This window comes from Micromonospora sp. BRA006-A (genome assembly GCF_033433935.1).
GTDB classification, from domain to species: domain Bacteria; phylum Actinomycetota; class Actinomycetes; order Mycobacteriales; family Micromonosporaceae; genus Micromonospora; species Micromonospora aurantiaca.
In genome coordinates, this window is the sequence record NZ_JANCLW010000001.1 from 1,908,517 (window position 1) to 1,932,244 (window position 23,728).

At 72.8% G+C, this 23,728-nt stretch carries 20 protein-coding genes; 16 read left to right on the forward strand and 4 right to left on the reverse strand.

The window, feature by feature from the left end; genetic code table 11:
* Window positions 1-11: 11 nt before the first annotated feature.
* On the reverse strand, window positions 12-1,220 hold the full coding sequence (locus NMK34_RS09190; RefSeq protein ID WP_318333024.1) for a DUF349 domain-containing protein: 1,209 nt from the start codon (window positions 1,218-1,220) through the stop codon (window positions 12-14).
* A gap of 205 nt (window positions 1,221-1,425) precedes the next feature.
* Between NMK34_RS09190 and NMK34_RS09195 the strand changes: the two genes are divergently transcribed.
* From NMK34_RS09195 to NMK34_RS30895, 4 genes are all read left to right on the forward strand, one after another.
* Window positions 1,426-2,157: a hypothetical protein gene (locus NMK34_RS09195; RefSeq protein ID WP_318333025.1), complete on the forward strand. Its 732-nt coding sequence runs from the start codon at window positions 1,426-1,428 to the stop codon at window positions 2,155-2,157.
* Window positions 2,154-3,059: a tRNA (adenosine(37)-N6)-dimethylallyltransferase MiaA gene (miaA, locus tag NMK34_RS09200; protein WP_318333026.1), complete on the forward strand. Its 906-nt coding sequence runs from the start codon at window positions 2,154-2,156 to the stop codon at window positions 3,057-3,059. The genes NMK34_RS09195 and miaA overlap by 4 nt, the downstream gene beginning before the upstream one ends.
* 7 nt (window positions 3,060-3,066) lie before the next feature.
* Window positions 3,067-3,912, forward strand: coding sequence for a diaminopimelate epimerase (dapF, locus tag NMK34_RS09205; RefSeq protein WP_318333027.1), 846 nt, complete (start codon window positions 3,067-3,069; stop codon window positions 3,910-3,912).
* Between the two features lie 269 nt (window positions 3,913-4,181).
* Window positions 4,182-4,358 carry a pentapeptide repeat-containing protein gene (locus NMK34_RS30895; protein ID WP_412098866.1) on the forward strand — a complete coding sequence of 59 codons (177 nt, stop codon included), beginning with the start codon at window positions 4,182-4,184 and terminating at the stop codon, window positions 4,356-4,358.
* A gap of 95 nt (window positions 4,359-4,453) precedes the next feature.
* Here the strand turns inward: NMK34_RS30895 and NMK34_RS09210 are convergent, their stop codons facing one another.
* A complete protein-coding gene (locus tag NMK34_RS09210; protein WP_262013573.1) occupies window positions 4,454-5,926 on the reverse strand; it encodes an NAD-dependent malic enzyme in 1,473 nt (490 codons plus the stop codon).
* 195 nt (window positions 5,927-6,121) lie between these two features.
* On the opposite strand from NMK34_RS09210, the gene hflX reads away from it, so the two are divergent.
* A complete protein-coding gene (gene hflX / locus NMK34_RS09215; protein ID WP_318333028.1) occupies window positions 6,122-7,585 on the forward strand; it encodes a GTPase HflX in 1,464 nt (487 codons plus the stop codon).
* Between the two features lie 50 nt (window positions 7,586-7,635).
* Window positions 7,636-9,390 (forward strand): hypothetical protein, encoded by a 1,755-nt coding sequence (locus NMK34_RS09220; RefSeq protein ID WP_318333029.1) that lies wholly within the window; start codon window positions 7,636-7,638, stop codon window positions 9,388-9,390.
* Between the two features lie 54 nt (window positions 9,391-9,444).
* On the opposite strand, the gene lexA is transcribed toward NMK34_RS09220, so the two are convergent.
* A complete protein-coding gene (gene lexA / locus NMK34_RS09225; RefSeq protein WP_013284750.1) occupies window positions 9,445-10,227 on the reverse strand; it encodes a transcriptional repressor LexA in 783 nt (260 codons plus the stop codon).
* Window positions 10,228-10,715: 488 nt separating this feature from the next.
* Here lexA and nrdR point away from each other — a divergent pair, with 488 nt between their 5' ends.
* From nrdR to NMK34_RS09260, 7 genes are all read left to right on the forward strand, one after another.
* Entirely contained in the window at window positions 10,716-11,216 is a 501-nt protein-coding gene (gene nrdR, locus NMK34_RS09230) for a transcriptional regulator NrdR (protein ID WP_013284751.1), read from the forward strand.
* Window positions 11,217-11,254: 38 nt separating this feature from the next.
* Entirely contained in the window at window positions 11,255-14,149 is a 2,895-nt protein-coding gene (locus NMK34_RS09235) for a vitamin B12-dependent ribonucleotide reductase (RefSeq protein WP_318333030.1), read from the forward strand.
* Window positions 14,150-14,364: 215 nt separating this feature from the next.
* A complete protein-coding gene (locus NMK34_RS09240) occupies window positions 14,365-14,727 on the forward strand; it encodes a hypothetical protein (protein WP_318333031.1) in 363 nt (120 codons plus the stop codon).
* A 751-nt stretch (window positions 14,728-15,478) separates the two neighbouring features.
* Window positions 15,479-16,414, forward strand: a complete 936-nt coding sequence (locus NMK34_RS09245) for a DUF2332 domain-containing protein (RefSeq protein WP_318333032.1) — start codon at window positions 15,479-15,481, stop codon at window positions 16,412-16,414.
* A 128-nt stretch (window positions 16,415-16,542) separates the two neighbouring features.
* Window positions 16,543-17,184 carry a class I SAM-dependent methyltransferase gene (locus NMK34_RS09250; RefSeq protein WP_318333033.1) on the forward strand — a complete coding sequence of 214 codons (642 nt, stop codon included), beginning with the start codon at window positions 16,543-16,545 and terminating at the stop codon, window positions 17,182-17,184.
* 141 nt (window positions 17,185-17,325) lie between these two features.
* A complete protein-coding gene (locus tag NMK34_RS09255) occupies window positions 17,326-17,559 on the forward strand; it encodes a DUF5522 domain-containing protein (protein WP_071096262.1) in 234 nt (77 codons plus the stop codon).
* 87 nt (window positions 17,560-17,646) lie between these two features.
* Entirely contained in the window at window positions 17,647-18,195 is a 549-nt protein-coding gene (locus NMK34_RS09260; protein ID WP_135238924.1) for a hypothetical protein, read from the forward strand.
* A gap of 36 nt (window positions 18,196-18,231) precedes the next feature.
* On the opposite strand, the gene NMK34_RS09265 is transcribed toward NMK34_RS09260, so the two are convergent.
* Window positions 18,232-18,918, reverse strand: coding sequence for a metal-dependent transcriptional regulator (locus NMK34_RS09265; protein ID WP_135238925.1), 687 nt, complete (start codon window positions 18,916-18,918; stop codon window positions 18,232-18,234).
* A gap of 97 nt (window positions 18,919-19,015) precedes the next feature.
* On the opposite strand from NMK34_RS09265, the gene NMK34_RS09270 reads away from it, so the two are divergent.
* From NMK34_RS09270 to NMK34_RS09280, 3 genes are read left to right on the forward strand one after another with little or no spacing between them, the layout of a single operon-like run.
* Window positions 19,016-19,873: a sulfurtransferase gene (locus NMK34_RS09270; protein WP_318333034.1), complete on the forward strand. Its 858-nt coding sequence runs from the start codon at window positions 19,016-19,018 to the stop codon at window positions 19,871-19,873.
* 47 nt (window positions 19,874-19,920) lie between these two features.
* Window positions 19,921-21,102: an acetoin utilization protein AcuC gene (locus NMK34_RS09275; RefSeq protein WP_318333035.1), complete on the forward strand. Its 1,182-nt coding sequence runs from the start codon at window positions 19,921-19,923 to the stop codon at window positions 21,100-21,102.
* Window positions 21,103-21,127: 25 nt separating this feature from the next.
* On the forward strand, window positions 21,128-23,683 hold the full coding sequence (locus NMK34_RS09280; protein WP_318333036.1) for a GNAT family N-acetyltransferase: 2,556 nt from the start codon (window positions 21,128-21,130) through the stop codon (window positions 23,681-23,683).
* Window positions 23,684-23,728: the final 45 nt, after the last annotated feature.

A 23,728-nucleotide genomic window follows, 5' to 3' on the forward strand; every position in this document is an offset into this window, starting at 1 on the left:
GGGTGCTCGCGTCAGCCGGCCTGCTCGGCGAGCTGGAGGAACTGCCGCTTCGAGGCGAGCGCCTGCTCGGCCTCCTTGATCCGGCGGGTGTCACCGGCGGCCTGGGCCCGGGCCAGCCGGTCCTCGGCCTCGGCGACCTGAGCGCGCATCTGCGCCAGCAGCGGGTTGTCCTCCTTGGTGGTGCGCCGCCACGCCGAGTCCATCACCTCACGGACCTTGTCGTCCACGGCCCGCAGCCGGCGCTCCAGCCCGGCGGCGGCCTCGCGCGGCACCCGGCCGGCCTCGTGCCACTGCGCCTGGATCTCCCGCAGCTTCGCCTGGGCGCCCTTCGGGTCGCCGTCGACGTCCAGCGCCTCGGCCTCGGCCAGCAGCGCCTGCTTGCGCTCCAGGTTGGCGCGCTGCTCGTTGTCGCGGGCCGAGAAGACCTCGCTGCGGCGGGTGAAGAACTCGTCCTGCGCGGCGCGGAACCGTTCCCAGAGCTTCTGCTCGGCCTCCTTGGCGGCGCGCGGCGCGGCCTTCCACTGGGCCATCAGATCCTTGAGCTGACCGGCGGTGACGCCCCAGTCGCTGGAGTCCTTGAGCTTCTCCGCCTCGGCGACCAGCTCCTCCTTGACCGTCTGCGCCTGCTTGCGCTGCTGGTCGAGGGAGGCGAAGTGGGCGCCCCGGCGGCGGGTGAAGCCGTCCCGCGCGGCGGCGAACCGCTTCCACAGCTCACCGTCGGTCTTCTTGTCGACGCCGCGGATGGTCTTCCACTCGTCGAGGATCTCCTTGAGCCGGTCACCGGCGGTCTTCCAGCCGGTCGACTCGGCGGCCAGCTTCTCGGCCTCCTCGACCAGGGCGGTCTTGCGCGCCAGCGCCTCGCCCCGGGCGGCCTCGCGGGCGGCCTTGGCCTCGCCGGCCTTCTCCTCGGCGACGGTGGCCAGCTTGTCCAGGCGGGCGGCGAGGGCGTCGATGTCACCGACGACGTGCGCCTCGGCCAGCGACCCACGGATCCGGCGGATCGTGGTCAGGGAGTGGCCGGCGTCAGCCGCGCCCGAGTTGAGCCGGGCCTCGGTCAGATCGACCTCGGTCACCAGGTCGGCGTAGCGCCGGGCGAAGTGGGCGAGCCCTTCCTCCGGTGCCCCTGCCTGCCAGGATCCGACCACCCGCTCGCCCTCGGCGGTCTTGACGTAGACGGTGCCGTCCTCGTCGACCCGTCCGAAGGCAGTCCAGTCGCTCATGTGCCCATCCTCGTTCTCCCGGCGCCGAGGGGACAGCCCCCTCGTTCGCCGCCACGGCGCAGCAAACTTTCTCCCGGCATTGTCACAGGTCCGCCCCCGTCCGTGTCGAGCGCCTGTCGCCGACCGTGACCATACGGTGTTGTACGCCCTCGATGACCGGATCGGCGCGGGGACGCACCGGGGGATCGGCGATAGGTTTGGGGGCGTGCCACTGGTCGCCGCCGCCGTCTGCCCCCACCCGCCGCTGATCGTGCCCGAGCTGGCCGGCGCCGCCGCGTCCGAGCTGGACGACCTGCGCGCCGCCGCCGACGCCGCTGTCGCCCGGCTGCTCGCCGCCGGAGCGCGCACCGTCGTGGTGGTCGGTGGTGGTGATCGCACCGCAGAACTGCCCTTCCCGTATCGCGGGAGCTTCGCGCCCTGGGGCGCGCCGCTGGAGGTGCGGCTGGGCCGGCACCCCGCCGGGACTGTCGGCACCGACGGACTGCCGCTGAGCCTCCTCGTCGGTGCCTGGCTGCTGAATCGCGGGCCGCGGCCGCAGGTCCCGACGACCTGGCGGATGATCTCCCTGGCCGCCGACGAGCCGGTCGAGCGGTGTGCCGCCGGTGGCGGCCGGCTGGGTTCCCGGACGCAGCCGTGGGCGCTGCTGGCGATGGGAGACGGGTCGGCGTGCCGCGGCGTCAAGGCGCCGGGGTACGACGACCCGCGCGCCGAGGCGTACGACGAGGGGGTCGCCCTGGCCCTGGCCGGCGCGGACGCCGACGCTCTGCTCGGCCTGGACCCGGTGCTGTCGGCGGAGCTGCGGGTCGCCGGGCGGGCGCCGTGGCAGGTGCTGGCCGGCGCGGCCCGGGCGGCGGGCGGCGACTGGCGCGGCGACGTCAGCTACCAGGGCGCGCCCTACGGCGTTTCCTACTTCGTGGCGAACTGGGAGCGGGCATGACCGTCGTGGCGGTGGTCGGGCCGACCGCGGCCGGGAAGTCGGCGCTGAGCATCGCGCTGGCGCACGCGCTCGGCGGCGAGGTGGTGAACGCCGACTCGATGCAGCTCTACCGGGGCATGGACGTCGGCACCGCGAAGCTGACCCCGGCCGAGCGCGAGGGCGTGCCGCACCACCTGCTGGACATCTGGCCGGTGACCGAGCCGGCGAGCGTCGCCGAGTACCAGACGCTGGCCCGCGCGGCCGTCGACGACATCCTGGCCCGGGGCCGGGTGCCGCTGCTGGTGGGCGGCTCCGGGCTGTACGTGCGGGCGGTGCTGGAACGGTTCGAGTTCCCCGGCACCGACCCGGCGCTGCGGGAGCGGCTGGAGGCGGAACTCGCGGCGGTGGGCCCCCTGCCGCTGCACGCGCGGCTGACCGAGGCCGACCCGGGCGCGGCGGCGAGCATCCTGCCCACGAACGGCCGGCGGATCGTCCGGGCTCTGGAGGTGATCGAGCTGACCGGCGCGCCGTTCACCGCGTCGCTGCCGTCGCCGACGCCGTACTACCCGTCCGTGCAGCTCGGCGTCGACCTGGACACCGCGCGCCTCGACGAGCGGATCGCGCTGCGGGTGGACCGGATGTGGGCCGACGGCCTGGTCGACGAGGTGCGGGCGCTGGTCGGTGAAGGGCTGCCCGAGGGGCGGACGGCGAGCCGGGCGCTCGGCTACCAGCAGGTGCTGCGGTTCCTGGCCGGGGAGCTGACCGAGGCACAGGCGCACGAGGAGACGATCCGCGCCACCCGCCGGTTCGTCCGGCGGCAACGCTCCTGGTTCCGGCGTGACCCGCGCGTCCACTGGCTGGACGCGGCGTCGCCCGCGTTTCTCGACACTGCCCTGCGGGTGGTCGCCGAGCATCGGCCATGATGGGGGCGTGGAGTTCACAAAGGGTCACGGCACCGGCAACGACTTCGTCATCCTGCCCGACCCGGACGGCACCCTCGACCTGACACCCGGCCTGGTCGCGGCGCTCTGCGACAGGCGGCGCGGGCTGGGCGGCGACGGCGTGCTGCGTGTCGTACGCGCCGCCAAGCACCCGGAGGGCGTCGCGCTCGCGGGCGAGGCCGAGTGGTTCATGGACTACTGGAACTCCGACGGCTCGTTCGCCGAGATGTGCGGCAACGGGGCCCGCGTGTTCGTCCGCTACCTGCTGGACCGTTCGCTCGCAGCCCCGTCGGGCGGGACGCTGCCGATCGCGACCCGCGCCGGCCTGGTGCGGGCCCGGGTCGAGGGTGCCGACGTGGCGGTCGAGATGCGCCGTCCCCGGTTGTACGACACGGCGACGGCCACGCTCGGCGGGCTGACGTTGCCCGGCGTCGCCGTGGACGTCGGCAACCCGCACCTGGTGTGCGCGCTGCCCGCCGCGCTGGAGCTGACGGCGCTCGACCTGACCCGCGCGCCCGAGGTGGACGCCTCGGCTTTCCCGTCCGGGGTGAACGTCGAGTTCACCACGCCGGGTGAGCCGGTCGACGGCACCGACGGGCACGTGCTGATGCGGGTCTACGAGCGCGGCTCGGCCGAGACGCTGTCCTGCGGCACCGGCGCGTGCGCGGTGGCGGCGGTGGCGTTGCGCGACGCCGGCCTGGACACCGGCACGGTGACAGTGGACGTCCCCGGCGGGCGTCTGACGGTCACCGTGACAGCCGACTCGTGCTGGCTCTCCGGCCCCGCCGTCCTGGTGGCGACAGGCACCCTGACCCCCTCCACCCTTCACCCGTAGCCCCGCCCGCGTTGCTTCTGCCAGTCGATCAAGGAGTTTGTGGCGGAATCCCGGTGCTCCGGTGACGCGAACTCCTTGGTCGACACGGTGCTGAGTGGTGACGGCGGTCCGGCTGCCCGGCATGATCAACACCAGTTCGGCGAAGTGGTGCTGTCGCGGGGCCTCCGATGCCACCATCTCGCCGAAGTGGTGTTGATCAAGGGTGCTGATGCCGCTACTTCGGGGAAGCGGAGTCGATCAACGTGTGACGATGGGGCGTTCTGTCTGAATTGTCCGCCTCGGCTGAGGCGCTGCCCCGTGAGAACGCTGCCCCGCGGGAAGGTGCTTCTCTGCGAGGAGATGCCGCCTTACGAGGAGGTGCTGCCCTACGAGGTGCCGCCCTGCGAGGTGCTGCCCTGCGAGGTTCCGCCCTGCGAGGTGCTGCCCTGCGAGGTGCCGCCCTGTGAGGTGCCGCGCGGCGAGGAGGTGCCCCGTGAGGAGGTGCCCCGCGAGAGGTCGCTCGCCTGTGCGGAGGCGCCGCGAGAGGCAGGGGCGTGCCCGGTCAGGGGGTGGCGCTGGCGTTGGCGGCGATCTCGGGCAGGTCGGCCGGGCCCGGGTCGGCCGCCGGAGCCGGCGTCGCGGCCGGGTTCTGGGCGGCGGCCCGTACCGCGGCGGCCACCGCCGGGGCGACCCGGGAGTCGAAGACGCTCGGCACGATCACCGTCGGGTTGATCTTGTCCTCGCCGACCACGTCCGCGATGGCCCGCGCGGCGGCGAGCGCCATCTCCTCGGTGAACTCCTCGGCGTGCGCGTCGAGCATGCCGCGGAACACGCCGGGGAAGGCGAGCACGTTGTTGATCTGGTTCGGCTGGTCCGAGCGGCCGGTGGCGACCACAGCGGCGTACTTGCGCGCCTCCCGCGGGTCCACCTCCGGGTCGGGGTTGGCGAGGGCGAAGACGATCGAGTCCTTCGCCATCTGGGCGACGTCCTCGCCGGTGAGCAGGTTCGGCGCGCTCACGCCGATGAACACGTCGGCGCCGCGTACCGCCCCGGCCAGGTCACCGGAGTAGTTCTCCTTGTTGGTGTTCTCGGCCAGCCACTGCCAGGCCGGGTTGAGATCCGGCAGTCCGCGGTGCAGGGCGCCCTGGCGGTCGTACGCGATGATGTCGCCCACGCCCTGGCGCAGCAGCAGCTTCATGATCGCGGTGCCGGCCGCGCCGGCGCCGGAGACCACGACCCGGACGTCCGCGAGCTGCTTGCCCACGACGCGCAGCGCGTTGGTGAGCGCGGCCAGCACGCAGATCGCGGTGCCGTGCTGGTCGTCGTGGAAGACCGGGATGTCCAGCGCCTCGCGCAGCCGGGCCTCGATCTCGAAGCAGCGCGGCGCAGCGATGTCCTCCAGGTTGATGCCCCCGTACGCGGGCGCGATCGCCTTGACGATCGCCACGATCTCGTCGGTGTCCTGGGTGTCCAGCACCACCGGCCAGGCGTCCACCCCGCCGAAGCGCTTGAACAGGGCGGCCTTGCCCTCCATCACCGGCAGCGACGCGGCCGGCCCGAGGTTGCCCAGGCCGAGCACCGCGGTGCCGTCGCTGACCACGGCGACGGTGTTGCGCTTGATGGTGAGCCGGCGGGCGTCGGCCGGGTTCTCCGCGATCGCCATGCAGACCCGGGCCACACCCGGGGTGTACGCGCGGGACAGCTCGTCACGGGTGCGCAGCGCGACCTTCGGCGTGACCTCGATCTTGCCGCCGAGGTGCAGCAGGAACGTGCGGTCGGAGACCTTGCGGACGTCCACCCCGTCGAGCGCGGTGAGCGCGTCGACGACCTGGTCGGCGTGGCCGGCGTCGGCGGTGTCGCAGGTGAGGTCGACGATCACGTGCGCGGGGTCGGAGTCGACCACGTCCAGCGCGGTGACGATGGCCCCGGCCTCGCCGGCGGCGGTGGTGAGGCGGCCGATGGAGGAGGCGTCGGCGGGTACCGCGATCCGGATGGTGATGGAGAATCCGGCACTCGGCAGTCGGGTGTTGGCCACGAGAAACTCCTCCGTCGGCGCTGAGCGGCTCGACTGGCATTTGTACTCGCCCGCCCAGGTCGCCTGGCATCCGCCCCCGCTACCCGTCGGTAGCGTCACGGGCATAACACAGGTGCGTCCGGCGTTGTCACATGTCAGGATTGCTGTCACGCGCCGAAAATTCTCGGCGTTGCCCAAAACGGACAGGAGACGCATTTGCGCGAGCAGGAGACCTTCCATCCCCACACCGACGACGAGTTCGACGCCACCACCGGCGAGTACGAGCTGTCGGAGCGGCAGGCGCTGCGGCGGGTCCCCGGCCTCTCCACCGAACTCACAGACATCACCGAGGTCGAGTACCGCCAGCTCCGGCTGGAGCGGGTCGTCCTGGTGGGGGTCTGGACCGAGGGCACCCAGACCGACGCCGACAACAGCCTCACCGAGCTGGCGGCGCTGGCCGAGACGGCCGGCTCGCAGGTGCTCGAAGGGCTGATCCAGCGTCGCCAGCGGCCCGACCCGGCCACGTACATCGGCCGCGGCAAGGTCGACGACCTGGGCGCGGTGGCGCTGTCCACCGGCGCCGACACGATCATCTGCGACGGTGAGCTGTCGCCGTCGCAGCTGCGCAACCTGGAGCAGCGCACCAAGGTCAAGGTGGTCGACCGGACCGCCTTGATCCTCGACATCTTCGCCCAGCACGCCAAGAGCAAGGAGGGCAAGGCGCAGGTCGAGCTGGCCCAGCTCGAATACCTGCTGCCGCGCCTGCGCGGCTGGGGCGAGACGCTGTCCCGGCAGACCGGTGGTAGCGGCCGCGGCGGTGGCGCCGGCGGCGGCGTGGGTCTGCGTGGTCCCGGTGAGACCAAGCTGGAGACCGACCGGCGGCGCATCCGCCACCGCATCGCGCGGCTGCGCCGCGAGATCAAGAGCATGGCGACGGTACGCCAGACCAAGCGCGCCCGGCGTACCCGTAACGCGGTGCCCGCGGTGGCCATCGCCGGCTACACCAACGCCGGCAAGTCCAGCCTGCTCAACCGCCTGACCGGTGCGGGCGTGCTGGTGGAGAACGCGCTGTTCGCCACGCTGGACCCGACCACCCGCCGGGCCACCACGTCCGACGGCCGGCTCTACACGCTGTCCGACACCGTCGGGTTCGTCCGGCACCTGCCGCACCAGATCGTCGAGGCGTTCCGCTCGACGCTGGAGGAGGTCGCTGACGCCGACCTGGTCGTGCACGTGGTCGACGGCACCCACCCGGACCCGGAGGAGCAGGTCCGGGCGGTACGCGAGGTGCTCGCCGAGGTGGGCGCCGACCGGCTGCCGGAACTCCTGGTGGTGAACAAGACCGACGCCACCGACGAGGAGACGATGCTGCGCCTCAAGCGGCTCTGGCCGGAAGCGGTCTTCGTCTCCGCCCACAGCGGGCGCGGGATCGACGAACTGCGCGAGGCCGTCGAGCACCGGCTGCCCCGGCCTGCCGTCGAGGTGCGCGCGGTGCTCCCGTACGACCGGGGTGACCTGGTCTCCCGGGTGCACCGGCAGGGTGAGGTGCTCAGCACCGCGCACCTGCCCGAGGGCACGCTGGTGCACGTGCGGGTCAGCGAGGGTCTGGCCGCGGAGCTCGCGCCGTACCGGGCGGGTGACCGGCTGACCAGCGACGAGCGGGTGGGCGCCGGGCGGTGAGCCGTCCGGCGTCACCCGCCGGAAACCCGCGCCGTGCGACACTGAGCGTCATGCGGCACGTTGTCTCCTCGGTCACGCTCGCGCTCGGCCTGGTCGGCGCGGTCGTGGCGCCGGCCGGGCCGGCCCCGGCGGCTCCCGCCGCGGCCCCCGTGCTGGCCGCGGCTCCCAAGAAGAAGTGCACCGTCGAGGACAGCCGCCTCCGCGAGCTGTCCGGGCTGGTGGCCACCAGCAACGGGTACGTCGTGATCAACGACGGCTCGGACGACCCCAGCCGCAAGCGGGTCTTCTACCTGGACACCAAGTGCAAGGTCGACAAGGAGGTCCGTTACTCCGGTGACGGGCCGCTCGACACCGAGGACCTCGCGCTCAGCCCGGACCGCAAGACCCTCTGGATCGCCGACACCGGCGACAACGTGGAGAAGAAGACGCGCCGGGAGCGGGTGGCGGTCTGGACGATGCCGCTGAGCGGCTCGAAGCAGCCGGTGCTGCACCGGCTCAGCTACCCGGGCAAGGAGCCGCACGACGCGGAGGCCCTGCTCGTCGGCGACGACAACATGCCGCTGGTGATCACCAAGGATCTCTCCGGCAAGTCGGAGATCTTCACCCCGACGGTGAAGCTGAAGGCGAGCGGTGACACCGAGCCGATCCCGATGAAGAAGGTCGGCGAGGTCACGCTCCCCCCGACCAGTACCGAGAACAGGTACGGTCGGCCAGGGCGTTTGCTGGTCACCGGCGCCGCCCGCTCGCCCGACGGCAGCAAGGTCGTACTGCGCACGTACGCCGACGCGTTCGAGTTCGACGTGGCCGGCGGCGACATCGTCAAGGCGATCACCACCGGCAAGCCCCGGGTCACCCCGCTCGCCGACCCGTTCGGCGAGGCGATCTCCTACACGCCGGACGGCAAGTTGTTCGTCACCGTCTCCGACGGCGGCACGCTCGACGAGTCGGATCCGATCGACATCCTCAGCTACACCCCGTCGACCACCGGCGCGGAGGCGCTGCCGAACGGCGGCAAGGCCGAGACCAAGGCGGCCGCCGAGAAGTCCTGGCTCGAAGGGCTCTCGCTCGACGAGATCACGTACCTGATCGCGGCGGTCGGGGTGCTCGGCGCGCTCCTGGTCGGCGCGGGCGTGTTCGGCATCCTGCGGGCGCGGCGCAAACCGGCGCCCCGGGCGCCGGCCGACGAGCCCGAGCACAGCGGTGAGTTCCCGGTGAACAACGGCTTCCCGTCCGCGGAACGGCCGGAGGCCCCGCGCGGCGGGGTCTACGGCGGCGGCGGTCAGGGCGGCGTCTACGGTGGCGCGCCGAACGGTGACCGCCCGGCGTCCGGCGGTGTCTACGGCGGTGGCCGGCCGGGCGGCGGCGTGTACGGCGGCGGCCCCCAGGACGGCGGTCGCGGCCAGGGTGGTGGCCGTCCTCCGGGCGCGGGCCGTCCGCAGGGCGGCGGCGTCTACGGCGGGGGCGGTGCCCCGGCCGGCGGCGGAGGGCGCGGTGGCGGCGTCTACGGCGGCGGCCAGGGGGGACCGGGCGCGGGTCAGGGCGGTCCCGGTCGGGGCGGCCCGGGTGGCGGCGGCCAGGGCAGTCCGGGCCGTGGTGGCCCGGGTGGCGGCTACGGCGGCGGACCGGGCGGGGCCGGATATCGCGGGCAGCCGAACGGCGGCGGGCCGCGGGCGGAGGGCGGCCGGGCCGAGCCGCCGCGCCGCGGTCAGGAGCCGCGTGGCGGGCGCCGCGACGGTTACGACGATCAGGGCCGGTACGGCCCGGTGTCCGGCGGCGGCCGGGAGTACCGCGGCGACCGCTACTGAGACGACACGACGAAGGGGTGACCGGCGACCGGTCACCCCTTCTCGTTGCCGTCGTCAGATGCGGCGCAGGACCGCCACCACGCGGCCCATGATGGTGGCGTCGTCGCCGGGGATCGGATCGAAGGCCGGGTTCTGCGGCATCAGCCAGACGTGCCCGTCGCGCCGCCGGTAGGTCTTCACCGTCGCCTCACCGTCGAGCATGGCGGCCACGATGTCGCCGACCTCGGCGTTCGGCTGCTGCCGGACGACCACCCAGTCGCCGTCGCAGATCGCCGCGTCGAGCATCGAGTCGCCCTTGACCTGGAGCATGAAGACCTCGCCCTCGCCGACCAGCTCGCGGGGGAGGGGGAAGATGTCCTCCACCGCCTGCTCGGCCAGGATCGGCCCACCGGCGGCGATGCGGCCCAGCATCGGCACGTACGCCGGGGCGGGCCGCTGCGCGCGGGCCGCCTCGTCGTCCGCCTCGCCCGGCGCGCGGACGTCGACGGCGCGCGGACGGTTCGGGTCACGGCGCAGGAAGCCCTTCTTCTCCAGCTCCTTGAGCTGGTAGGCGACGCTGGACGGGGACACCAGCCCGACCGCCTCGCCGATCTCGCGCACGCTCGGCGGGTAGCCGTGGCGCTCGACCCAGTTGCGGATGAACTCCAGGATCCGCCGCTGCCGGGCGGTCAGGTCGACGGTCGCCGGGTCGGGGAAGCTGCTCACCACCGGGGTGACCGGACGCACCGCCGCGGGGGCGGTGCGGCTGCGGGCGGTGCGGGGGCGACGGGTCGCCGGAGGACCCGCCCCGTCGTTCGGCTGCGGGTTCTTCTGCCGGCTGGCCCGGTCCTCGGTCACGTCCGTCCCTCCCTGGTCGGCGCTGGGGTGCCTCGTCGGCTCGTGGTGCGTGTGGTCTGACCGTATAGGTGAGATCGGCCATTTTCAAACATCTGTACGACCTGCTGTCGGCGTGTCGCGCCGAATTCCTGGATTTCCGAACTGGTGTTCTGATAGAAGGGTACGCCGCTCGAACGGATGTTCTATCCCGGCCGCCCGTGACTAGCACGGGAGGCCGTCCGTTGGGCTCCTCGGCGGCGTCGCGCCGGGCGTGATCCTGACGACTCGCCGGACACGCCCGTCAACTTGACCTCGCTTGGGGTTCGGCATACGGTCGACCCCTAGATGTAGTAGTCACACGGGCGTAAGTTGCCTACAGGTTGGGCTCAACTACCGAACGCACTCCCGCACCGCGCACTCGGCGGCGGTCATCGACGATGGCCCCGCCGTGCCGACGCGTGCCCGGGAGCCGGTAGGTGTGCCCGCGATCGACGGAGGAGGTCGGGCGAATGCGGTGTCCGTACTGCCGGCACGCCGACTCCCGGGTGGTCGACTCGCGGGAGGCCGACGACGGCCAGCTCATCCGGCGGCGACGGTCGTGCCCGGAGTGCGGCAAGCGGTTCACCACCGTCGAGGAGGCGGTGCTCGCGGTGGTCAAGCGCAGCGGGGTGACCGAGCCGTTCAGCCGCACGAAGATCATCGGTGGGGTGCGCAAGGCGTGCCAGGGGCGCCCGGTCGACGACGACTCGATCGCGCTGCTGGCACAGAAGGTCGAGGAGACCGTACGGGCCAAGGGGGCGGCCGAGATCCCCAGCCACGAGGTGGGCCTGGCCATCCTCGGCCCGTTGCGTGATCTCGACGAGGTGGCCTACATGCGGTTCGCCAGCGTCTACCGGTCCTTCGACTCGCTCGCCGACTTCGAGCGCGAGATCGAGACGCTGCGGGCCGCCGCGCGTGCCCGGGAGGGCGCCGGTGCCGGTGCGGCGGACGCCGCCGGCGCGATCAGCTGACATTTTCGGGTTTCTGACAGGTACACGAGGCGCGGTGGGTGACCGTTGCCGACGAGGGGGGCGAGGGCGTGACGACCAGCAAGTCACGGAACAAGGCCGGGGCGGGGCTGAAGATCGAGCGCGTCTGGACGACCGAGGGGGTGCATCCCTACGACGAGGTCGCCTGGGAGCGCCGCGACGTCGTCATGACGAACTGGCGGGACGGCTCGATCAACTTCGAGCAGCGCGGGGTGGAGTTCCCCGAGTCCTGGTCGGTGAACGCGGCGAACATCGTGACCACCAAGTACTTCCGGGGCGCGGTGGGGACCCCGGAGCGGGAGTGGTCGCTGCGGCAGCTGATCGACCGGGTGGTCGAGACCTACCGCACCGCCGGTGAGGAGTACGGCTACTTCGCCACCCCGGCCGACGCCGAGGTGTTCGCGCACGAGCTGACCTGGATGCTGCTGCACCAGGTGTTCAGCTTCAACTCGCCGGTGTGGTTCAACGTCGGCACGCCGTCGCCGCAGCAGGTCAGCGCCTGCTTCATCCTCTCCGTCGACGACTCGATGGACTCGATCCTCGACTGGTACAAGGAGGAGGGGCGGATCTTCCAGGGCGGCTCCGGCGCCGGGGTCAACCTCTCCCGGATCCGTTCCTCGAAGGAGCTGCTCTCCTCCGGCGGCACCGCCTCCGGCCCGGTCAGCTTCATGCGCGGCGCGGACGCCTCCGCCGGCACCATCAAGTCCGGCGGCGCCACCCGGCGCGCCGCGAAGATGGTCATCCTCGACGTGGACCACCCGGACATCGAGGAGTTCGTGGCGACCAAGGCGCGCGAGGAGGACAAGATCCGCGCGCTGCGCGACGCCGGGTTCGACATGGACCTGGGCGGCGCCGACATCGTCAGCGTGCAGTACCAGAACGCCAACAACTCGGTCCGCGTCTCCGACGAGTTCATGACCGCGGTGGAGAACGGCGGCGGCTTCGACCTGCGCGGCCGGCTCGACGGGCAGACCATCGAGACGATCGACGCGAAGAAGCTGTTCCGCACCATCTCCCAGGCCGCGTGGGAGTGCGCCGACCCGGGCCTGCAGTACGACGACACCATCAACGACTGGCACACCTGCCCGGAGACCGGGCGGATCACCGCCTCGAACCCGTGCTCGGAGTACCTGCACCTGGACAACTCCTCGTGCAACCTGGCCTCGCTGAACCTGATGAAGTTCCTCCGCGCCGACGGCGGCTTCGAGGTGGAGAAGTTCGTCAAGTCGGTCGAGTTCGTCATCACCGCGATGGACATCTCGATCTGCTTCGCCGACTTCCCGACCGAGAAGATCGGTGAGACCACCCGCGCCTACCGGCAGCTCGGTATCGGGTACGCCAACCTGGGCGCGCTGCTGATGGCCTCCGGCCTGCCGTACGACTCGGAGCAGGGCCGGGAGGTGTCCGCCGCGATCACGTCGCTGATGACCGGCACCGCCTACCGCCGTTCCGCCGAGCTGGCCGGCATCGTCGGCCCGTACGACGGCTACGCCCGCAACGCCGAGCCGCACAAGCGGGTCATGCGCAAGCACGCCGCCGCAAACGACGCGATCAAGGCGACCGGCACCGTGGCCACCGCCGTGCAGCGCGAGGCCACCAAGCAGTGGACGCTCGGCAACAAGCTCGGTGACAAGTTCGGCTGGCGCAACTCGCAGGCCAGCGTGCTCGCCCCGACCGGCACCATCGGCCTGATGATGGACTGCGACACCACGGGTGTCGAGCCGGACCTGGCACTGGTGAAGTTCAAGAAGCTGGTCGGCGGCGGCTCGATGCAGATCGTCAACCAGACCGTGCCGCGCGCCCTGCGCAGCCTCGGCTACCCCGAGGAGCAGGTCGAGGCCATCGTCGAGCACATCGCCGACCACGGTCACGTGGTGGACGCCCCGGGCCTCAAGCCGGAGCACTACCCGGTCTTCGACTGCGCCATGGGCGAGCGCTCGATCGCGCCGATGGGTCACGTGCGGATGATGGCGGCCGTCCAGCCGTTCATCTCCGGCGCCATCTCCAAGACGGTGAACATGCCGGAGCAGGCCACCGTCGAGGACGTCGAGAAGATCTACTTCGAGGGCTGGAAGCTCGGCCTCAAGGCGCTGGCGATCTACCGGGACAACTGCAAGGTCGGCCAGCCGCTGTCGGCCGCCAAGCCGAACAAGGGCACCGTCGAGGCCCAGGCCCCGGCCGCCACGCCGGAGAAGGTCGTGGAGAAGGTCGTCGAGTACCGCCCGGTGCGCAAGCGGCTGCCGAAGAAGCGCCCGTCGGAGACCATCTCGTTCTCGGTCGGCGGCGCGGAGGGCTACCTCACCGCCTCGTCCTACCCGGACGACGGCCTCGGCGAGGTCTTCCTCAAGATGTCGAAGCAGGGCTCGACCCTGGCCGGCGTGATGGACGCCTTCTCGGTGGCCATCTCCATCGGTCTCCAGTACGGCGTCCCGCTGGAGACGTACGTCAGCAAGTTCACCAACATGCGCTTCGAGCCGGCCGGCATGACCGACGACCCGGACGTGCGCATGGCCGCCTCGGTGATGGACTACATCTTCCGTCGCTTGGCGCTGGACTTCCTGCCGTACGACCGCCGCGCCGAGCTGGGCATCTTCACCGCCAAGGAGCGGGCCGCCCAGCTCGCGGCCGAGGCGGAGGCGGAGGCGAGCGGTGCGGACCTCACCGCGATGGCCGCCTCCGCCCCGGTCGAGGCGCCCGAGCCGAAGACCGGCCCGATCGCGCAGCCGGCGCAGGAGATGGCCGACGCCGTGGCCGTGAAGCCCGCGCCGTCTGTGGGTTCCAGCACCGAACTGCTGGAGGCCGTGATCGGCAAGGCCGCGGACGCGCCGCTCTGCTTCACCTGCGGCACGAAGATGCGGCCCGCCGGTAGCTGCTACGTCTGCGAGGGCTGCGGCTCCACCAGCGGCTGCAGCTGACGACCGACCGAAGACGCGAGCACGGCAGGGACTTTCCTGCCGTGCTCGCGGCAGTTTCGCACTTTGCTGCTTGAAGAGCTAGTTGACTTCACCGCCCGTGCTGATAAAGTGACTCCTGTCCATGGGAATGGAAAATGCGACACTTGCCCGGGATTTATTCCCAGGTTGTTGTCGCGAAGGATGGCGCGAGATTCTCGAAAGCAGCGGGGGGTTCCATGCGTGTGCGCAAGCGGTTAATTGCTGCCATGACGGCATTGGCTTTAGGTGCCGGTATTGGAGTGTTCGGCGTGGCCGGGCCGGCATATGCCGGGTGTCAGTCCATTTCGCTTCACTATCGCTACTATTCGGGCGACACAATTAAGGATTGGTTTCGCAACTGCAGCGGATCCTACAGCTTGAACTCTAAGGGTTTCTACCTCTACCCGGGTCCTTGGTCCGGATACGTCAGGTTCGCCAGTGGCTACGATTACCCGTTCTGCGACTGGGAAGAGGTTGATCTCGAGTTCGTTAGCCGGTATTTCGCGGCGGGAAATGTCAAGAACATGTACCTCAGTCCGGTCAAATCGCCGGCTTGTTGAGTTCTCCGGTCGTAGGAGCGGCTAATGGAAAGACGATGGTCCGCGACCCGCTGTGGCCGCATCTGCAGGGTGGCTGTCGAAAACTGAGATGCGCGTGAAGTGGCCACGGCGGACATCTATCTGGCGTTTGCCGATCGCGAGGCGCGTGGCTCCGCGTCGCCCGGCCACCGCGGGTGACAGCCATTCGTACACAGACTAATAGCATCGCCCGGCTCGACGCGCGGTCACGGGCGAAAGCCAAGTGCGAGGGCTAGGCTCCGTCAGCGGCTAGAGCTGACGTTCCATCGTTCCGCGAGCGCGGCAGGGATCTCCCTGCCGCGCTCGCGGCCTCTCAGGTGCGGTCCGTCCGGAGAGGTAGCGAATCGAGGGCGAGAGGAACCCGGCTCGCCTTGCGAGCTGAGGGCAGGAACGACTCAAGCGACCGAGTGTCCGACGAGCACGGGCTCCTATCGCGGGTGGGCGGCGGAGGATCTGGCGTGGATGCCGACCGGGCCGCTACACCGCGGCTTCCTCGGGTGGGTGCGATGAGCGTGATCCGGCCGGGCGACGAACGCTTGCACTGCTGCGACGGGTCCATCGGTGGCTCCTACCCGATCCGGACTTGGACCAGGAGGTCTGGGAGGCGATGATTCGCCAGTACCAGCGGCGGTACCTGGAGGAGATCTCCCGAGGGCTCCGGCCCCGCCGGGCTGAGCGGCGACAGGTGTGGACGATCACAGACCACGCCGTCGGGAACTGGGATGCTCGCGAGATGACCACTGCCGACATCTATATGGCGTTCGCCGACCGCGAGACGCGCGGCGTGTCCCCGGCGTACGAGCGGTTGTCGCGGGCGGTCGCCGGTGACGCGGAGCTGCTCGCCCTGCTCGACACGCTGCCGCCGGCCAAGCGTCAGCCGAACCTGCTGTTCGGGGTGGTGCGGCTGCGCGGCGGGCCGGTGGACGACCCGGCGGAGTTCCGCGCGTACGTGATGGCGCACTGGCCGGACGTCGCGGCGCAGATGCGGGTGCGGGCGACGCAGACGAACGAGGCGGGACGCTGCGCGGTGCTGCTGCCGGTGCTCGCCGCGTTGCCGCAGCCGCTGGCGTTGCTGGAGGTGGGCGCGTCCGCCGGGCTGTGCCTCTACCCGGACCGGTACGCCTACCGCTACGGCGACCGGTATCTCGGCGCGGGTGAGCCGGTGCTCGACTGCGACCTGACCGGCGCCGAGCCACCGGAGCGGTTGCCGGAGGTGGTGTGGCGGGCCGGGCTGGACGTGAACCCGCTCGACGTCACCGACCCGGCCGACGTGGCCTGGCTGGAGGCGCTGATCTGGCCGGAACACCGGCACCGCCGGGAACGGCTGCGCGCCGCGGCTGCCGTCGCGGCGGCCGATCCGCCCCTGCTGGTACGCGGTGACCTGGCCGACGACCTGCCGGCACTGGCGGCGCAGGCTCCGGCCGGGGCGACGCTCGTGGTGTTCCACAGCTCGGTGCTGTACCAGGTGCCACCGGCGCGCCGGGACGCGTTCAAAGCGCTGGTCCGGACGCTCCCCGGTCACTGGATCGCCAACGAGGACCCGTCAGTCCTGCCGCACGCCGACCTGCCGGAACCGCCCGCCGACGGTTTCCACAACGTCCTGGCCCTGGACGGCCACCCGGTGGCCTGGACGACAGGCCACGGCCAGTCCCTCACCTGGTTCCGCTGACCGACCCACCCCGCCCTATCCTCGTCGATCATGAAGTTGACGGCGCGACACGCCGACGCGACGGCCGTCAAGTTCATGGTCAACAAGGTCGGGCAGGCCGGGCGGGCGTTGGACTAGGGTCGGCGGGCGTGACCGAACCTGCCTGGCTGGTCGAGACGCGCGCTGCCTACGACACCGTCGCGGAGGACTACGCGCGGCTGCTGCCCGACGTGGTGGAGCCGCCGCTGGACCGGGCTCTGCTGGCCGCGTTCGCCGAGACGGTCGGGCCGGGCCGACCCGTGCTGGAGGTGGGATGCGGCACCGGGCGTGTCACCGCCCACCTGCACTGGCTCGGCCTCGACATCGGCGGGGCCGACCTCTCGCCGGGCATGGTGGCGGTGGCCCGGCGGACGTACCCGGACCTGCGTTTCGAGGTCGGCTCGCTGACGGAGCTGGCCGTGCCGGACGGCTCGCTGGCCGGGCTGGTCTCCTGGTACTCGGTCATCCACCTGCCGCCGGAGCTGCTGCCCGGGGTGTTCGCCGGTTTCCACCGGGCGCTCGCCCCGGGCGGTCGCCTGCTCCTCGCGGTCAAGGCCGGTGACCGGTGCGTACGGCTGGAGCGGGCGTACGGCCACGACGTCGCGTACGACGTGCACTGGCTGCCGCCGGAACGACTGGCCGCACAACTCGCGACGGCCGGGTTCACGGTCTCGGCGACGCTGGTCCGCGCGCCGGTCGCCACGGAGCGGCAGTCCCAGGCGTTCCTGCTCGCCGAGCGGACCATCCGGTGATCATCACCGGTGCCGACCTCAACCGCCGCCGTAGCTCGCCGGCATCCTGCTCGACGTGCGCGACGTCGGGTGGGGGATGTTAAAAGGGGACCCCTCCTATGCAGAAAACGTTAAGCAGGGCCCCCTCCGTAGACTTCAGCGGTGCGTGACGAGCTGGCGGGACGGCCCCTGACCGAACCGCACCCGTCGCGCCTGTCGCCGGACCACCCCGGGCGGGAGCGCATCCTCGCCGCGCACGCCGCCGCGCTCGCCGCCGGGGAGGCCGGCTACCTGGACCCGGAGACCGGGCTGTTCGTGCTCAGCGCCGGGTTCCTGGCCCGGCGTGGCACGTGCTGCGGGCGAGGCTGCCGGCACTGTCCGTACGTGGCCGATTAGAGGGCTTCCGTCCCCGCTGGGGCACCCCGTACGGTGTCCGACGGAACTCCGGCGGGTCGGACCCGCCGCCGACCGCGGAGGTCTCCCGTGCGTGCCCGATTCTGGCTGGCCGTTCCGGCCGTCCTGCTCGCCGCCGGCTGCGCCGATGAGGCGCCCACAGCGGCCGGGCCGCCGCCCCCGCCTCCGCCGGTCCCGGTCGCGGCGGCGTCCTCGGGCGGGGCGTGCCGGCTGCTCGACTTCGCGGTGATCGCCGAGCACACCGGCGGCACGTTCGACGTGGCGGCGGCCACCGAGCGGGGCGACACCCACACCTGCGTGGTGCGCGCCGCCGGGGCGGTGCTGCCGGAGCTGACGCTGTCGGTGACCGAGACGTCGATCGACGCCGCGACGTTCGCCCTGGACGTGCAGCCCAGCGGCGCGGCGAAGATCAGCAAGCTGGGCAAGGCCGCCTACCGGCGCACGCTGCCCAAGACCGCGAAGTCCGGGCCGGCCGCCGAGGTCGGCTGGCTGGCCACCGAGGGGCGGCTCGCCACGCTGCGCTGGACCGCCCCGACCGGCACCGCGAAGGCGGAGGCGGACAAGACGGCCGGCAAGCTGGTCACGCTGGCCAAGGTGATCGACACAAGGCAGCTCTGACCGGAGGTCGCCAACCAGCTCTGACCGACGGTCGGGTCAGCGGGCCGCGACGAACACCCGGGACGCCACCTCGCGGGGCAGCCGGACCCGGTCGCCGGAGCGGTCGATGGAGACGGCGTCGCGTTCCTGCGCCACAGTCACCGTCGCGCCCGGGTCGACGCCGGCGGCGTGCAACTGCCGGAGCACGTCCGAGTCGGTCTGCACGCTCTCACAGATCCGCCGCACCACGACCGTGCCGGACAGGCCGGGGAACGCCAGGTTGCGCTCACCCTCGACGGCGTCGGCAGGCACCTGGCCCGGGTCGCCCAGCTCCTCCAGGCCCGGGATCGGGTTGCCGTACGGCGAGCGGGTCGGGCGGTTGAGCAGGTCGAAGACCCGCTTCTCCACCGCGTCGCTCATCACGTGCTCCCACCGGCAGGCCTCCTCGTGGGCCTCCTCGTAGGGCATCCCGATCACGTTGACAAGCAGCAGCTCGGCCAGCCGGTGCTTACGCATCACGGACACGGCGGTGTTGCGGCCCTGCGGCGTGAGGGTCAGGTGCCTGTCGCCCTCGACGGTGAGCAGGCCGTCGCGCTCCATGCGGGCGACGGTCTGGCTGACGGTCGGGCCACTCTGCTTCAGCCGCTCGGCGATGCGGGCACGAAGCGGCGGCACCCCCTCCTCCTCGAGTTCGAGGATGGTGCGCAGGTACATCTCGGTGGTGTCAACAAGGTCGTGCTTCACGTCTGCGGCCTCCTGGGCTCCGATGGTACCCGTTACCACCGACCATCGACGGAGGCGAAGCCGGAGGTGGCGCGCCGAATGGTGTTGACTGGACCGTATGTCCGCCACCGCAGACCTGCTGGTCGAGCCCGACCGGCTCGCCGCCGAACTCGATCACGCCGACCCGCCGACCCTGCTCGACGTCCGCTGGCGGCTGACCGGCCCGCCCGGGCGCGACGACTACGCCGCAGGCCACCTGCCCGGCGCCGTCTTCGTCGACCTGGACACCGAGCTGTGCGGGCCGCCCGGCGCCGCCGGGCGGCACCCGCTTCCGGACCCGGCGGCGTTGCAGGCCGCGCTGCGGGCAGCGGGCGTCCGCGCCGGTCATCCGGTGGTCGTGTACGACGGCGGCGACGGCATGTCCGCCGCCCGCGCCTGGTGGACGCTGCGCTGGGCCGGGCACCGGCAGGTGCGGGTGCTGCACGGCGGCTTCCCGGCCTGGACGGCCGCCGGGCTGCCGGTCGACACGAGCGTGCCGGCTCCGGCGCCGGGCGACGTGACGGTGGCGCCCGGCGCGCTGCCGGTGCTGGACGCCGCGCAGGCCGCCCGGCTCGCCGCCGCCGAGCCCGGCGTGCTGATCGACGTACGGGCGGCGCCGCGCTACCGGGGCGAGCACGAGCCGGTCGACCCGGTCGCCGGGCACGTGCCGGGCGCGGTGAACGTGCCCGCACCGCAGTACGTCGCGCAGGGCCGGTTCCCCGACGCCGGGGCGCTGCGGGAGCGGTTCGCCGCCGCCGGGGTGGACGCGGACGCGCCGGTCGGTGCGTACTGCGGCTCCGGAGTGACCGCCGCGCAGGCCGTGCTCGCGTTGCACCTGGCCGGCCGCCCGGACGCCGCGTTGTACGTCGGCTCGTGGAGCGAGTGGGTGGCCGACCCGGACCGTCCGGTCGCGACCGGTGGCACGTCCGGCCGGTGAGCGTACGACTGGTGGGCGCGTCCCGGACCACGTGCGACGATGGCCGCATGGCCGACGACACGGTGGTGGTGTGGGACGAGGCTCTCCTCGCCTACGACATGGGCGACCATCCCCTCGACCCGGTCCGGGTCGAACTGACGATGGCGCTCGCCCGTGAGCTGGGTGTGCTGGACCGGCCCGGCGTGCGGCTGGTCAAGCCCGAGCCGGCCGACGACGCGCTGCTCACCCGCGTACACGATCCGGCCTACCTGGACGCGGTCCGGTCCGCGCCGCGTGACCCGCTGTTCGCCGGCTTCGGTCTCGGCACCTCGGACAATCCGGTCTTCGACGGGATGCACGAGGCGAGCGCGCTGATCGCCGGCGCCACCACGGCCGCGGCCGAGGCGGTGTGGCGTGGCGAGGCCCGGCGCGCGGTGAGCGTCGCCGGCGGCCTGCACCACGCGATGCCCGCCCGGGCCGCCGGTTTCTGCGTCTACAACGACCCGGCCGTGGCCATCGCGCGGCTGCTCGACCTCGGCGCGCAGCGCATCGCGTACGTGGACGTGGACGTGCACCACGGCGACGGGGTGCAGGAGGTCTTCTACCGCGACCCGCGGGTGCTCACGATCAGCCTGCACGAGACGCCGCTCGCGCTGTTCCCCGGCACCGGTTTCCCGGACGAGACCGGCGGCCCGGGCGCGGAGGGCACCGCTGTGAACGTGCCGCTGCCGCCCGGGGTCGGCGACGCCGGCTGGCAGCGGGCGTTCCACGCGATCGTGCCGTCGGTGCTGCGCGCGTTCCGGCCGCAGGTGCTCGTCACCCAGTGCGGCGCCGACGGGCACCGCAAGGATCCGCTGGCCGACCTGCACCTGTCGGTGGACGGGCAGCGGGCCACGTACCTCTCGCTGCGGGCGCTCGCCGACGAGTTGTGCGACGGCCGCTGGGTCGCCACCGGCGGCGGCGGGTACGCGCTGGTCGAGGTGGTGCCCCGGGCCTGGACGCACCTGCTCGCGATCGCCACCGGCGAGCCGGTCGACCCGGCCACGCTCACCCCGCCCGGCTGGCGGGACCTGGCCGCGCGGCGGCGCCCCGGGCACGACGTGCCGCTGCGGATGACCGACGACGTGGACCCGTCGTACCAGCCGTGGCAGCCCAGCGGCGAGCCGAACGCGGTGGACCGGGCCGTCGCGGCCACCCGCAAGGCCGTCTTCCCGCTGCTCGGGCTCGACCCGCACGACCCGCGCGACTGAGCCGGCGGCAGGGGAGGACCGACCGGTGACCACCGTCGAGCAACCGCTGGACGTGCTGCTCAGTGACGGCACGACCGTCCAGTTGCGACAGATCCGACCGGAGGACGCGCCCGAGATCGTGGCCATGCACGGCCGCTTCTCGGAACGCACCAGATACCTGCGGTACTTCTCGCCGTACCCGCGAATCCCGGAACGCGACCTGAAGCGTTTCGTCAACGTCGACCACCGCGACCGGGAGGCGTTCGTGGTGCTCGCCGGCGAGCGGATCGTCGCCGTCGGCCGCTACGAGCGGCTCGGCCCCGCCTCGCCCGAGGCCGAGGTGGCGTTCGTGGTCGAGGACGCCTACCAGGGCCGGGGCATCGGCTCGGTGCTGCTGGAGCACCTGGCCGACGCGGCCGGGCGCCACGGCATCGTGCACTTCGTCGCCGAGGTGCTCCCGGCGAACGGGACGATGCTGCGGGTCTTCGCCGACTTCGGCTACCAGGTCCAGCGCCAGTACGCCGACGGCGTGGTGCACCTGAGCTTCCCGATCGCGCCCACCGAGGCGACCCTGGAGGTGCAGCGCGGCCGGGAGCACCGCACCGAGGCCCGCTCGATCGCCCGGCTGCTCGCGCCCCGGGGCATCGCCGTCTACGGCGCCAGCACCACCGGCCAGGGCGTCGGCGCGGCGCTGCTCGGGCACCTGCGCGACGGCGGCTTCGCCGGGGCGATCGTGCCGGTGCACCCGAGCGCGGCGACCGTGGCGGGGCTGCCCGCGTACCCGTCGGCGGCCGACGCCGGCCAGGACATCGACCTCGCCGTGGTGGCGGTTCCGCCGGACGCGGTGACCGACGTGGTGCACGACGCCGCACGCGCCGGCGCGCACGGCCTGGTGGTGGTCTCGGCCGGGTTCGCCGAGTCCGGCCCGGCCGGCGCGGCGGCGCAGCGCGCGCTGGTCCGCGCCGCGCACCTGGCCGGCATGCGGGTGGTCGGCCCGAACTGCCTCGGCGTCGCCAACACCGACCCCGCGGTACGCCTCAACGCCACGCTCGCCCCGGTGCTGCCCGCGGCGGGCCGGGTCGGCGTGTTCAGCCAGTCCGGCGCGTTCGGGGTGGCGCTGCTGGCCGAGGCGTCCCGGCGCGGGCTCGGCCTGTCCAGCTTCGTCTCGGCCGGCAACCGGGCCGACGTGTCCGGCAACGACCTGCTCCAGTACTGGCAGGACGACCCGGCCACCGACGTCATCACGCTCTACCTGGAGACGTTCGGCAACCCGCGCAAGTTCGCCCGGCTGGCCCGGCGCATCGGCCGCAGCAAGCCGGTGGTGGCGCTCGCCTCGCTGGCCCGGCCGCCGGGCGTGGGGGAGGCGCCCGCGCTGGACGCGGCGGCGGTGAGCGCGCTGTTCGCCCAGTCCGGGGTGATCCGGGTGGACACCGTGTCCGAACTGCTCGACGTGGGCGTGCTGCTGGCCCACCAGCCGCTGCCGGCCGGGCGGCGGGTCGCGGTCGTGGGCAACTCGTCGGCGCTGACCGGGCTGGCCGCCACCGCCTGCGCCGCCCAGGGACTGAGCGTCGCCGACGGTTACCCGCAGGACGTGGGGCCGAGCGCCGGGGCCGCCGCGTACGCCACCGCGCTCGGTGACGCGGTCGCCGACGAGCGGGTGGACGCCGTGGTGGCGGTGTTCGCGCCGCCGCTGCCGGGCCAGCTCGCCGACCCGGTGGCCGACTTCGCGGCGGCGCTGCCCGACGCGCGGGTCACCGGCAAGCCGGTGGTGGCGACGTTCCTCGCCGGGCTGGTGCCGGCCGGGGTGCCGGCGTACCCGAGCGTGGAGGAGGCGGTGCGCGCGCTGGGCCGGGTGACCGCGTACGCGGACTGGCTGCGCCGGCCACCGGGCGTGCTGCCGGAACTGGCCGACGTGGACCGGGCGGCCGGGCACGCCGCGCTGCGCCCGGACGGGACCGACGCGGCGGCGTTGCTGCGCGCGTACGGGATCGACGTGGTGGAGTCGGTGCCGGCCGGCAGCGCCGACGAGGTGCTGGCGGCGGCCGACCGGCTCGGCCGGCCGGTGGCGCTCAAGGCCGCCGCGCCCGGGCTGCGGCACCGCCTCGACCTCGGCGCGGTACGCCTCGACCTGGCCGACGCCGCCGCGCTGCGCCACGCGTACGACGAGATGGCCCCGGTGTTCGGCGCGGAGGTCCTGGTGCAGCCGATGGTCGCGCCGGGTGTGGCGTGCGTGGTGGAGCTGGTGGAGGATCCGGCGTTCGGGCCGGTGGTCGGCTTCGGGCTCGGCGGCGTGGCGACCGAACTGCTGGGCGACCGGGCCTGGCGCGCGGTCCCGCTCACCGACCGGGACGCCGCCGAGCTGGTCGACGAGCCCCGCGCGGCGCCGCTGCTGCGCGGGCACCGGGGTGCCGCGCCGGTGGACCGGGCGGCCCTTGTCGACCTGCTGGTGCGGGTCGGGCGGCTCGCCGACGAGCAGCCGCGGGTGCGGTCGCTCACGCTGAACCCGGTGCTGGCCCGGCCGGACGGCATCTCGGTGCTGCACGCCACCGTGCGCACCGGCGCCGAATCCCCGCGCCCCGACACCGGCCCCCGCCGCCTGTAAGGAAGGGCCCCTTCTTAACGCCTCCGGTAGAGGAAGGGCCCCTTC

Excerpts from the sequence above, each read along its gene's own strand:
- NMK34_RS09190 (WP_318333024.1), bottom strand. The coding sequence starts at position 1,220 with ATGAGCGACTGGACTGCCTTCGGACGGGTCGACGAGGACGGCACCGTC.
- NMK34_RS09245 (WP_318333032.1), top strand. The coding sequence starts at position 15,479 with ATGACCACTGCCGACATCTATATGGCGTTCGCCGACCGCGAGACGCGC.
- NMK34_RS09270 (WP_318333034.1), top strand. The coding sequence starts at position 19,016 with ATGTCCGCCACCGCAGACCTGCTGGTCGAGCCCGACCGGCTCGCCGCC.
- nrdR (WP_013284751.1), top strand. The coding sequence starts at position 10,716 with ATGCGGTGTCCGTACTGCCGGCACGCCGACTCCCGGGTGGTCGACTCG.
- miaA (WP_318333026.1), top strand. The coding sequence starts at position 2,154 with ATGACCGTCGTGGCGGTGGTCGGGCCGACCGCGGCCGGGAAGTCGGCG.
- NMK34_RS09220 (WP_318333029.1), top strand. The coding sequence starts at position 7,636 with ATGCGGCACGTTGTCTCCTCGGTCACGCTCGCGCTCGGCCTGGTCGGC.
- NMK34_RS09275 (WP_318333035.1), top strand. The coding sequence starts at position 19,921 with ATGGCCGACGACACGGTGGTGGTGTGGGACGAGGCTCTCCTCGCCTAC.
- NMK34_RS09240 (WP_318333031.1), top strand. The coding sequence starts at position 14,365 with ATGCGTGTGCGCAAGCGGTTAATTGCTGCCATGACGGCATTGGCTTTA.